Consider the following 12,852-nt stretch of genomic DNA (forward strand, 5'->3'; position numbering starts at 1 on the left):
GGACGCGTGAGGCGTCCTGAAGACGTGCAGATAAAGCCTGTCAGACAATCCCTATGGACCTAACCAGCTGAAGCGTGACCGATGGTGTGACGTCGGCGGCCGCGCACGCTTCTAAGTTCTCACTACCAAGCGAGCAGTTTGAGGATCATACGTTATATCGGTAATCGAACCATCCCGAATGTAGCGCACGGCTTCATCGATTACATGAAGTGGGACCAAGAACCATTCTTTCGGCTTCACAGGATGCCCAAAGCGGTCTTCAATGCTCAAGTCGAGCTGTGCCGCCCCGAACAAGCGGTGGAAAATATTTTCTAGTTTAGTACGGCTTACGTTGTGCAGTTTGAAGGTGGCGACTATTTCTACATCAGCTAATAAATAGGTTGCATCTTTTCCCGCACCTGCTATGCGAGTTTCAACTCGGCCACCAGTAACACCAATTTTGTGGATCAGCTCGCGATGCTCGACAACGAATGGATGGCTAGACAGACTACGTAAAACATAGATTGTTCCGGTCTCGATGTCGTCTGGCTCTGCAGCGCTACCAAACAGTGGGCCATCATCCTTAGGGATCAGGCGACGGCCTACACGTGTATTTCCGTCGGGGTAGAGTGAACGTGACAGTGAGCGCAGCAACAGGTTGCTCTCAGTTTGGTTGTCAAAAACCACTCGCAGTCGTGGGTTGTTGCGTCCATCCTTGGTCTTAATTCCTTCGTACATTTCGGCCACGTAGGCTGTCTGGCCCTCGATGACAAAGAAATCCCTTACTTCGATACTGGCATTCTTAATGAAGGGCTTGGTCATCCATGTGCCAGCCTTAAGGCCAGCTTGAGCTTCCTCGAATAAAGGCTTGAAGCGATCGAAATCCGCGCAGGGCGTGCGGTCGGCAATTTCTTCCGCCGCCTTTATTTCTACATAGGACCGCACGTGGCGCAGCACAGTGATGTCGCTCTGACTAGCAGGATCGGTGTCAATCCCCAACTCAGCCAGTAGCGCATCTTCGTCCAAGTCGTCTACGTTGATTATGGTCGTGCCCGCACCCGCACCGGAAAGCAAGCCGGCGCTATCTAATCCGGCCAGCAGAGCTTGCGCTTCCGGCAGCTTGCGTAGCTGATCCAAGCGGATGGCATACCTACGCTCGAAGATGTCACGGTCTTCGCCAGGGAGTGGGACGCGTCCATTTTCCCTATAGAAGTGCAGAACCTCCTCAAAACCCGCGATGATACGTTCCTCGCGCGGGGTGTGACTGGATGCTTTGAGTGGGGTGACTTCTACCCCCAGCGCGTTTAGCAAATCGTCATCATTCATATCAGCCATTATTAGATACTCCCTGCGCTTGAGCTGCCTTGGCCTGCGCACGGTAACGAGCCAGTGCAGCCACGCCCTCCGCCATGCGCTTTTCCCATGCGTCGGCAGAGTTGATGTCGGGCAGGCGCCCACGCTCGGTTTTGAACTGTAAGGCGCGTTTGGCCATCTCCCGGGCTTCATCTTCAGGGATATTTATCCTCTTGGAGGCAATGCTAGCTTGCACCTGGCGCAGCGATTTCTCATCCATCGCCTTCGCTAGCACCGCATACGCGGCATCGAAGGGATTGATGCGATCGATCAGGTCAATGTCCAGGTCGCGAACATTGATGAACTTTCGGACCCCGTCTAGCAATGCAGTAGTTCCCTGTGGCGTGACGCTACCGTTGGCATCAGCATGCGCCAACGCTAACTTGGCCTGCTGCGTGATGTTCATGGCGGCGACGGCGTGTTGTCGAATGGCCTCTTGATCGGTCTCGCTCAAGTCCGGATAACGCTCCCGCACGATCTTGCCCATGCGTAGCTGGGTAATCTCTTCGGGCAAAGTGTTATCCTTGTCGAACAGGCCACGTTCGAGCACAGTCTTATCTTGCAAGAAACTCGTTACGACTTCGTTCAAATCTTCCTTGCAGATGCGAGTAGCCTCAGTGCTTTGCGGGGTTGTCAGCCCATTAATCTCGACGTGATATTGGCCTGTCTCCTGGTTTACACCGATGTTGTGCGCGCCCTCTTTATAGCCATCTTCACCGTAATCGAAGCCTTCCTTTGGGCCAGTGCTTTTCGGGGTGAATTCGTAGCGAGGGGCCAGCACTTGTTCCATCAGCAGACTGGCAGAAATTGCTTTGAGCATGTCGTTAACCGCTTCGGCCACAGCGGATTGATCGGCCGCAGGTTCGGCGATCAGGTTAGTGAAGCGAGATCGTTCCTTGCCTTCAGCGTCACGGGTGGCGCGCCCAATGATTTGTACGATTTCGGTTAGGCTACTCCGGTAACCAACAGTCAGTGCATGTTCACACCAAATCCAGTCAAAGCCTTCCTTCGCCATGCCCAGCGCAATGATTACATCCACGCTGTCGCGATTGTCCTTCTGCGCCGGGTCTTTCAATGCGGTAAGGACTTTGGAACGCTTGGCTGGATCGCTGTCATCAACCAAGTCCGCTACTTTCAGAGTACGTCCATCAAGGGCTTGAACCAAATGGAAGCCAGTAGCTGGGTCAGTGCCTTTCCACTCTCCCAGGCCATGCATAATTTCATTCACCTCGCGTTCTTTATCTTTGAGGCTTTCACGGGCGTTCACGTTAGGAATATGAACAATGGTTTTTAGTGCTGGGTCTAATACTTTGCCGATGGCATTAACATACGGGCCAGTATAGAAGAAGTAGCCAATGTCCAGCGACTTGAGCCAGCGATAACCATTGAGCTGTTCGTAATAGGTGTATGTGATCGTCTCGAATTTGGCCTCATCAGCCGGACCCAACACCGCTTCGCTGTCTCCACGAAAGTAGGACCCGGTCATGGCCACCAAATGCACCTTGTCCCGTGAAATAAACGCGCCCAACTGACTGCCGAGCTTATTGTCCGGGTTGCTGGACACGTGGTGGAACTCGTCGATAGCGATCAGGCGGTTGTCGAACGCTTGGATGCCCAACTCTTCGACAGCAAAGCGGAACGTGGCATGAGTGCAGACCAGCACCTTGTCGGTGCTCTCAAGGAACTTCCTCACGGCATCGACCTTGGACTTTGCGACACGTGGCTCGTCCACGCCGGGAGCATTGCAAAGGTTCCACTGCGGGGATACCTGCCAGTCCCAATAGAATCCATGTTGACTCAGGGGCTCATCAGCAAAGCTGCCACCAATGGATCGCTCCGGCACCACGATGATGGCTTGCTGTAAGCCTTGGCTGTTGAGTTTGTCCAGTGCGATAAACATCAGTGCGCGGGACTTGCCTGATGCCGGTGGTGACTTGATCAGCAGATACTGCTCTCCGCGCTTTGCATAGGCGCGCTCTTGCATGGCTCGCATACCCAGCGCATTAGCTTTGCTGGAAGCCCCCGTACGCGCTGTGGTGATGGACACCGTTGGCACGGTATAGGTATTAGTCGGGTTCTGGGTTTGCTCGCTCACGCTGTTTTGCTCCTAGTCGCTTTCGTTGCGGGCTTGGCCGTCGCCAGTGCCGCCGTCATCTTTGAATACAGCTCAAACAGTTTTTCAAGTCGCTCGGTGTCGTTTTTGAAGCGACGGCCAATGTAAACACGTTCCATGACTTCGTCGTTGCGCTCATGCGCGCGGCGGAGGTTGTCAGGCATTTTGCCCGGTTCATAAAGGTCGCCAACCGTCGCTGGAAAATGCGTTTCACGGGCCAAAAGAATGTCCTCGGCACAAGCGCGTAGATCGATCTTGTTCTGCTCGGTAAGTATCGGAACAGGGAAAGTGTTCCAACCTAGAGTATTGGAATAACGATAGCGTGTTTCAAGCTTGCCACACACGGCTCCAATCCATACTAAGTGCAGGCGAGACGCGAGTAGTGCCAAGTTCCAAAGAGGGGCATCGTAGAGAGCAAGGGCCTGATCCTGAATGATTGCATTGGCGTTTAAAAGTCCGACAGGTAAGTATTCCCGATTTTCTGAACTTACACGCGGCATCACCAGGGTATGAAAGTCGCTCGTTATTTGGTCTCTGAATCGCCAAGGCTTCTCCGCAAGTTTCTGCGCAGCCTTGTCGTTCTTCGCAGCTTTTCGTGCTTCTGCTGATGCGACAAATTTCTCCTGAAGTATAGGAATCGACGCAGCGTCGCTCGCCTTGCAATCTTCGACCCAAAGACACGCCCGAGGCGATGAATTGATAAACTCTTGACCACCGAATAATGGACGGATGAACTGTTCCGCTTCAGGAGACTTTGCGATAATTTCTCGGGCTTCACCAATCGAGAATATTAAAGGACCGCCGTAATAGGGATGGTTTCCGAACTGCATTGTCGCGACGTCCGAAATTGGACGGCTTTGAGGTTCAATCCAGACAGTTGGCCCAGCGGCCAAGTAGGGATTGATGTTCTCAGCCTCCTTAACGACTGAATCGCCTGAACTGGCAACAGCGAACAAGCGACGAATCTTGTTTTGGGGCCTTGCGATGCCGACAATTACGACTGTCACGCCGGCATTATGGCTCGCTAGGTTTGCCCATTTAAAAGACACATGTGCAAAGATAATCTGGCTTCCTGTCTGAAACACATTCGGCCACAAAATCGGGACTTGCTGGCCTTGGCAAATCGAGTTTGTCGCAACGAATGCGGCCGTTGCCTCAGTCTTTGTACCGTAGTCAGCTGCCTTCATAAACCAGCCTGCCACATAGTCCAGTGACTTCCAATTAGTCACACGGCGATCGAAGATCGCGCCCAAGTCCCTTTTTTGCGCTTCCGATTGCCACTTACTCCCTAAGTACGGCGGATTTCCACAAAGGTAGGTCTCGCCACCTTCGTTCTCGAAGTCGATTTCCACTTGATTGAGAGGCGTGCCGAATAGGTCATCGGCGATCAGTTTCACACCCGTACCGGTCGGGGGGCAAACGCTTAACCAGTCGAGCCGGAGCGCATTGCCACAGACAATCCAATTCTGCGCATCCAACGGTAGGAATTCCGCGAGCGCATCTTTCTGCCCACGATACAGAACATCACATTGAAACTCGGCAATTATAAGGGCTAACCGCGCAATCTCTGCCGGAAAATCGCGTAGCTCAATGCCTCGGAAATTGGTCAGCGGGAGCTCGCTACCAAGATGTAATTCCCCCCTTCGGCGGTTAATTTCAGCTTCAATCTCACGCATTTGTTTATAGGCGATGACGAGGAAATTACCGGAACCGCAGGCCGGATCGAACACGCGGATGCGCGCCATGCGTTTGCGCAAATTTAATAGTTTGCGTTCGTTATCACCAGCTTCAGCCAGCTGCGCACGCAATCCATCTAGGAACAATGGGTTCAATACCTTCAGGATATTTGGCACGCTGGTATAGTGCATTCCTAATGCCCCGCGCTCGGCGTCGTCGGCGACAGCTTGGATCATGCTGCCGAAGATGTCTGGGTTGATCTCTCTCCAGTTAAGGCTACCTGCATGCAGTAAATAGGTACGCGCCATACGGGTAAAACAAGGCACTTCAGTGTTGCCGGAGAACAGGCCTCCATTTACATAGGGGAAGTTATTGGTCCAGTTCGGCAGCCGGGGCATGGCATTGGCCCGTTCGGTGACTTTAACGTTCATGGCGCGGAATATAGCTTCCAGCACCTCATGAGTATTGGAGCCATCACGCTCGCCCATCTGCTCGACGGTTTGGGTAAAAAGACTGATGCCGCTGAAGATTTCAGTATCTTCGGCAAAGAAACAGAAAATTAGACGTGCCATGAAATGGTTCATATCATGGCGGCGCTCGCTAGTAGCCCAGTCCGGGTTCTCACGCAGAAGTTCAACGTACAGTTTATTCAGGCGTCCGGTTGCCCGCACGTCGATGGGGTTGTCCTTGATCTCCTGGATGGTAGAGATACCCGCCAACGGCAGGAAGAAGCCGAAGTGATTGGGTAAGTCTGCGTAGTCGCAGTTCGTGGTTTCGCCGTTGGATAACTCCTCTGCCTCAACCGTTTGCCCATCTGTCGCGAGGATGAATTTCGCCTTGGCTTTCGCGGTGGTCGGGCTGTCACGCAACGCTCGCAGGGTATGGCCGACGGTACCGGTCTCGCAAGAGGCGATATGGATGTGGTTACGCAGAAGCACACCGCCGGTCACATTCGAGGTGTTGTTATTTCCTGAACGCAGACGCTTGAGTGTCGTGTCCTTATGGCCGAAAGCGCCCAGAAACTCAAATGGGAACTCTTTTTGGTCAAACGGTTGTTGTGCTAAGTCTGAAAGTGCGGCTTCGATTTCTACTGCATTCATGGAGCGTTCTGATTATTCGCCAGCGCACACCCGCATAGGATGTTGCCTAAAAGACATGGATTGGAGGGGGGGGGAATGCCTGTTATCTTAACATTCTGTTGCTGGGAAACGAACCTTTTCGACCCTCTACTCGCGGTAGTAGGATGTGAAGCTTGGCGCCAAGACAAGGCCGAGCCAACATCTTCGTGACTTGGAATTGGAAGTCGGACGTTAGCGAGGCGTTTCGCAGATCAGACAGACAAAGTGGTTGCTTGTTAGACAATTATTCAGTAACGGTAATTTTTATTTATCTACTAGTAGTATGAACATGCGGCTCTGCCATTGTCGCATTCGTTGCAATAGGCAATATCGTTGTCGCATCTCGTCCCTTGCGAATGGCATACAGTACCTGGCCCAGCACGGGGAGTAAGTCACTTGAATCAGGTGATGAGCATCTAAGCATTTCTTCGAGGAGGCGATCGACAAAATCACCCCAGAGGTTGCTGGGCTTTCGTTGAGCGAGGTGCCCCATTCCCGTGAACGACGATCGTCGGCTCACCACTCCAAGTCATGCAGCACCCTGCACGCGCTTGCTCTAGGGCCGGGTTCACATCACACTCCTCTTCTCTCCACTTTTGACTCACGTGTTCTCACAAGTTGTAAGCACGCCATGTTTCGAGCTCATTCCGGCTAACAACTTCAGAACGAAGGGCTGGGAGTCGAGTTGTACGGGCGTGTTAATTCAAGTCGAGCTGCCTAGGCTGTCCCGATTAACTACAAGCAGGCCATCACGCTGATTAAGGCATTGGCACAGAGGTATCAGTGCAAACTCCCCCCCTTGGCACAAAACTGGCACAAAAACAGGTAATTTATTGACTCGCGGGGCAAATTCGACTTAATTCGGTCCAGTCCATCATCGGGGCGACTGACAGGCGGCGCGATGGCTGGACGGGGGCTGGGGCGATGCCCGGAATGGTCGAGGTGGTGCTCATGCTGGGAGGGTGTGGTCGCCAGTAAGAAGGCGACAGATACTGTCGGGAACCCGCAATGATAAGCCAAAGCTGCACGGATCGCACACTTGGTGCCGAACTGTTTCGCGACCACCTGGTTAGCGGATCGTCCCCGCGAGTGTAGCCGGCCTGAGCGCCGACTGCCACACTGACTACCCTGTCAATCCAAACAACATGGATAGTTCAGCTTGTGTCCGAATGTCAGACCTGACACCGGTCCTGATGATAAGCCAAAGCTACAAGGACCGTACAGTTGGTGACGAACAGTTTTGCAAACTCCCCACTAACTGATCGCTCGCTGGAGTGCCTGGCCTAGGCGCCAACGCAAAAACTGACTGCCCGGTCAACCGGAGCAGCAAAGATTGTTGAGCCTGAGTCCGAATGTCAGACGCTGCCGTCTTGCTCGGCATGAGCACGGCAACAGGCCAAACGCACCGCTCGATCGGAAGTTTCCAGTGGAGATGGCGAGCAGCCCGTTGATAGAAGATATCCGCGATGTCGCCGAGGCGCTGGCCGAGCTGCGAAGCAGCACCAAGAGATAACAGACAAAGCTAAAGGAAGTGGCAAAGGACAGCGCAGCTCGCGCCATCCAAAAAGAGAACTTATTTGAGCGAAATAATATTGCCATTAGCCTTTGCTGACGAGTCGGACCCGGCCGTTCCACGATCAGCCAACATGCGATATTCGGCTGTGCCCTTGTCTGTTTTTATTGTGCCCGAGATTGTGTACAACTGCAAATCGCCTGACACACTATAATCATTATCAGTATTATCGATCTCGAAATTCAATTCAACAGTACTCATATTAATCGCAATATCCATCATCTTATTAACAATAATGGTTATCTGCTCGTCGGTAAGCCCCATTGAATGCATAGTGTCTTTAGTCTTGCTATAACTTGCTGATGCGCCTCCACCAAATATAGACCATACACTGATGTTAGCGCTTACGTTGGTTTCTTCGTGTTCCTTCACCTCGTTCCTCTGTGTTGCGCTAAGCATTGACATCACTAGTTCATTCAACGTAGCAACATCATTAGAGGTCATTGCTAAAGTCTGAATCTTTGCTGTCAGCGTGCCGCGTGTATGAGCAGGAACAGTATAGGAAAGTCCTGTAAACGACCCGACACCTTGCGCATCAACGTCAAAGGCTGTTTTAACGTCTTCAGGCAAATCTTTCAACAGACCGGTCTTATCCGGGAAACTAAAACTCACAACAGCAGACGTGTTCATGGCAATTCCTTCAGCTAGAAGTAACGGAAGCTACGCTTGAAATCTCCTCAGTTCATCTTATTTATAGTTGAAAAGTCGATTTCTTTAAGGATATTAGCATTGAAAACCATAAAAAAATAATTATAATTTAGTTGCCGCTAAAAAATTATAATTTAACAGGGAATTAAATTTATATCCAGCACTTATTTAATAATTACGAACTCGCGTCTGTTCTGATGAAAATCCAAGTTACGGAACGGAGATGCTCTTTGAAACCGCATTTATGCTGGTTTGTTTGTCCGCAGGGAAGAGGGCCAGGTCTGACATTCCGGACACGAGCTCTGCATAGATGCGCGATTGCTGAGGTTGTGTCTGAATGTCAGACCTGACACCTGTCCTGTGACACCTGTCCTGGACACCTGTCCTGACCCGGAGGGGCGTTTCAGGATTGCGCTCGAGTCTGCTTTTGGAGTCCGGAGACGATCTGGTTCTGGTCGCTGACGTAACTTCGTCAGCGACATCGGCGGGGGATGGGAGCCCTACTTCGGCCAGGCCTACACAGTCTTCGCGTGGCGCGCCGCGCACTCCGCATGGGTTAGGGTCGCAGGCTCCCGTGACACCGCACCTCTGCGTGCCCACCGCGAAAAGGCGAAGGGACGCAGAAAGCGCAGTCAGCCAATCATTGATCCAGCACGCGGAACGTCAATGTGTAATTGTGGCCGTAGCTCGGCGCAGCAGCACCGGCCGGTGCGGGCGCCCGGTGCCGGACCAGCGCGAGATAGATACCCGCTTTCGCCAACGGCAAGACGGCTTTCCCCTGGGAGTCGGTCGAGATGTTCTGCACGGTGCTCTGGCTTGCCAGGTCCATCGGAGAACGATAAATGCTGACCTTCTGGTCCACCAGTGGTTTGCCGTCGAACTGCACGACGAATTCGAATTTTTCGTTGACAACCAGGTCGCTCGGATGGGTGATGGCGACGATCTCCAGTCCCTTGCCCACCGGCGCCAGCGCTTTCTCCGATGGCTTGTCGGCAGTGACGTAGGCCTCGGAAATCGACAGCGACTGATAATGGGCCAGCAACTTCGCATCGGCAGGCATGACCTGCTTCGGATCCCTTGCAGACTCGGTCTTGCCGTTGCGCTCCCAAGTGCGAAACACGGCGCCCAGCCGCGGTCCTGTGCTCAGGCGATACGTCCCCTTTTCGTCGGGAAGTCCTTGCTCCGCCACCGTCCGCTGCTTGAACTGATGGATGTCGCCGAAGGGAATGCGCTCCCCCTGCGGCGTGACGATCGAAAACGCCGTGCTGCCGAACGCAACGTCTGAAACGAAGAACTTTTCAGTGAACCCCGCCTCGACACCGATCGAGCCCTTCGGCTGAACGTCGAAGTTATTTGGTAATAAGAAGGGCGTATGCGCCTGCGCTGCGCCGGCCACGAGCCACGCTGCCAACAGCAGCGTGCGCAGTGATGTTGCGGGCATCATGGCTTGGCTCCATCGGCCTGATCGACCTTGCCGTCGCCGTTCTTGTCGTTTTGCTTGAACGTCTTTTCGGCGATCGCGATGTCTTCTTCCACTGTCAATTTGCCGTCCTTGTCGGTGTCCAGGATCTTGAAGCGCACATGGGCCTGCTTGATCGAGCTGGCGTACCGTTCGTCCTGCGCCTTGCCGGCGTATTGCTGCTTCAGGCGGCCTTCGTATTCGGCCACGTATTCCTCTTCGCTCAGCCAGCCGTCGCGATTGACGTCGGCCGCCACAAAGCGCTGCTTGCGTACCGTGTCGTATTCTTCCCGTGTTACGACTCCGTCGCGGCTGGCGTCGTAGCTACCCATAAATGCCGCCAAACCGTGTCCGCCAGCGGGCGCCGTGGGACCCTCTGCTGCCCCCACTGGAGCGGACGCCGTCATTGCGACCACCATGACGGTCATGGCGAGACGAAAACCGTGTTTGCCGAGCTGGATATTCTGCTTTTTCATGCTTGCCTCGTTTGTGTTGAATAAAATTAGAACGCCATGCGCAAGGACATGGCCACCGTACGGCCCGGTTCGGTCAACAGCTCGATGTCGCGCCGGTCCCGTGCAACAGAAGGCTGCAGATTGCGGGAGCTCGAGTAATCCCAGTAACGCTTGTCGCCCAGGTTGTAGAAGCCGGCGTCGAGGCGCAGGTTCTTGTTGACCTGCCAATAACTGACCAGGTCGAAGGTGGCACGGCCCGGCACCCGGAACAGCGCCGTGGTGGAATCGCTCAAAGCCGGTCCGGCGTTGGTGTAGGCATCCCGGTTGGTCGCCACGGCCTGCTTGCCGGCGACGAAAGTGCCGACCAGATTCAGTCCCCATGCTTTCAGTGGTGCGTCGTAACCGGCGCCGATGACCGCCTTGCGCGGCAACACGGAATCGAGTGGGACGTCCTTGTCGCCGGCGTAGTTCGATTTAGCGGTGCCGCGACTCACCCCAATGGCCCAGGTCGTATAAAAACCCTTGGCGTATGGACTCCATTGCCCGTGTTCGAGCCGGGTGCTGAGTTCAAAACCATAGATCTTGGCGTCGTCGCGATTTTCCGCCTGGTAGATGGTGCCGATGTGCGCGGGCACATTCGTGAACATGCTTGGGAACGTGGAGCGGATATAGCGCGTGTAGGCGATGAAATCCTTGTACTTCGTGTAGAACACTGACGTCTGCAATGCCACGCCCGGCGTTGGCTTGCCCTTGATGCCGAGTTCGACCGCATCGCTGGTTTCCTCTTTCAGCGTGCGGTTGCCGACCAGCGCATACTGGTTGCCCGTGGCGTAATTGCTGGCAAGGTTCCAGGTGCCGAAGATCTCGCCGGCCGAGGGCGCACGTCCGCTGCGTTTGTATTGCGCATACGCCAGCACGTTCGGCATCATGGCGTAGCTCAGGCCGAGACTCGGACTCCAGATGGTATTGCTGGGGCTCCCGTACATCTTTTCCACGTCGGCTGGCGTCAGGATGCCCGTGGCAAAATTGCCCAGGTCACGCATCTTGATCCGGACATAGTCGCCACGCACGGCCGGCGTCACCACCAGGCGACGCCCTCCCAGGTCGAACTCGATGTCATCCTGTACAAACAATCCTGCCCGCACGGTCGTCGTGTCGGGCTGCGGCTTCATATAGCCGGCCACATTCCACGGCCGCTCGACATCCTGCGTCGATGCATTGATGCCATAGCTGAGATGGTGCCGATCCAGCCGCTTCGTGACGACGCTCGACACGCCCCAAGTCGCCGTCTCGTTCTCGGAAACATTACGCACACTGGCGTTGGTCGACAATGTCGTCGTGTCCGTCGTGTCTTCGGTATCGGTGCTCTGGAAGTACAGTCGCGAATCCGCCTCGTCGGCCCAGCTGTTGTTTGGCCTCCATTGATGCGTCAACTGCAGCGTGTTGCGAGCGGTCTTGCTGTGCTGCTGAGAATTTTCGGTGATGACGCTGCTGTTCGTATCCCAGCCATGGAACGATGTGTCGTTCCTGCGCCGGTACAAGTCGGCCGACAGCTCGAGTCGATTGGCGGCATCGATGCGCACTCCGCCCTTGAGCAGGAAGGCATCGGAATCCCAGTCGTTGGGCATGCTGTCGACGATATCGCTATTGTTCCGGGTCGCGTGCCCGTCGCGGCGCGAGTAACTGACCAGGCCGTCCAGGCTGCCGCTTCGGCCTGCCGCAGTCAGGCTCTCGTTCCAGGAGCGGTCGGCCGAGTCGTAGCCAACTTTACCACCGTAGTAATGAACCTTACTGCCGCGCAGATAGTCGTCGGCGGACTTGGTCTTGAAGCTTACCGCCCCGCCGATGCCGCCTGCCGACCGCTTGGCCGAGGTCGTGCCGAACAGGATGTCGGCCGAGGAAAACATTTCGGGATCGATGAAGTCGCGGCCGACACCGAAAGTATTGGCGCCCACGCGGCTGACGTACGGACGGCTGGTGGCGTCAGGCATTTCAATGCCATCGATGTCCATCCCGACACGATTGCCCTCGATGCCGCGGATGTTATAGCCAGTGGAACCGGACCGGTCGAAGGTGCTGCGATTGCGCGTCGTACCCGACGCAGTACCGGGAGCGGAAACCAGCGGCTGGTTGCGCACCACGTCTTTCAGATTGTTGGCTCGCTCGAGGTCGTCGCCACTGACCGTCGCGGTGGTCCCTGCGTCAGTCGATGCCTGCCCGACGATGTCGATCCGGGGCATCATTTCTGCGACGCCGGAGGGCATATGGGCATCCTCTTGGGCAAATGCGGACGTCATGAGCAAGGCGGAGATCGCGCAAGCCAGAACGGCGCGTTCCGGAAGCGGCGTCGGACGATGGGCCCCAACCAGGCCCCGCTCGGGGGTTGAACCCTTTACGGCATATCTATTCATGTCATCTCTCTCAGGCGAATAAGTAGCCAGCTACCTCCTCTCTTCTTGCAAGGCTTTCTAGCTGGA

7 protein-coding genes are annotated in these 12,852 nt (G+C 54.7%); all 7 read right to left on the minus strand.

The features are described from left to right. Positions 1-111: 111 nt before the first annotated feature. Complete coding sequence (locus FVD38_RS13625; RefSeq protein WP_147935299.1) at positions 112-1,314, minus strand: GIY-YIG nuclease family protein; 1,203 nt, start codon at positions 1,312-1,314, stop codon at positions 112-114. Further along, positions 1,307-3,427 carry a DEAD/DEAH box helicase gene (locus FVD38_RS13630; RefSeq protein ID WP_147935300.1) on the minus strand — a complete coding sequence of 707 codons (2,121 nt, stop codon included), beginning with the start codon at positions 3,425-3,427 and terminating at the stop codon, positions 1,307-1,309. Before FVD38_RS13630 ends, FVD38_RS13625 begins: the two co-directional genes overlap by 8 nt. Next, entirely contained in the window at positions 3,424-6,222 is a 2,799-nt protein-coding gene (locus tag FVD38_RS13635) for a class I SAM-dependent DNA methyltransferase (protein ID WP_147935301.1), read from the minus strand. Before FVD38_RS13635 ends, FVD38_RS13630 begins: the two co-directional genes overlap by 4 nt. 1,591 nt (positions 6,223-7,813) lie before the next feature. After that, on the minus strand, positions 7,814-8,443 hold the full coding sequence (locus tag FVD38_RS13640; protein WP_147935302.1) for a hypothetical protein: 630 nt from the start codon (positions 8,441-8,443) through the stop codon (positions 7,814-7,816). A gap of 658 nt (positions 8,444-9,101) precedes the next feature. Then, positions 9,102-9,905, minus strand: a complete 804-nt coding sequence (locus FVD38_RS13645) for a DUF4198 domain-containing protein (RefSeq protein WP_147935303.1) — start codon at positions 9,903-9,905, stop codon at positions 9,102-9,104. After that, positions 9,902-10,396, minus strand: coding sequence for an EF-hand domain-containing protein (locus tag FVD38_RS13650; protein WP_147935304.1), 495 nt, complete (start codon positions 10,394-10,396; stop codon positions 9,902-9,904). Before FVD38_RS13650 ends, FVD38_RS13645 begins: the two co-directional genes overlap by 4 nt. 26 nt (positions 10,397-10,422) lie before the next feature. Continuing rightward, positions 10,423-12,786: a TonB-dependent hemoglobin/transferrin/lactoferrin family receptor gene (locus FVD38_RS13655; RefSeq protein ID WP_147935305.1), complete on the minus strand. Its 2,364-nt coding sequence runs from the start codon at positions 12,784-12,786 to the stop codon at positions 10,423-10,425. Between the last annotated feature and the right edge of the window lie 66 nt (positions 12,787-12,852).

It is taken from the genome of Massilia arenae, assembly GCF_008014745.1.
Classification (GTDB): domain Bacteria; phylum Pseudomonadota; class Gammaproteobacteria; order Burkholderiales; family Burkholderiaceae_D; genus Telluria; species Telluria arenae.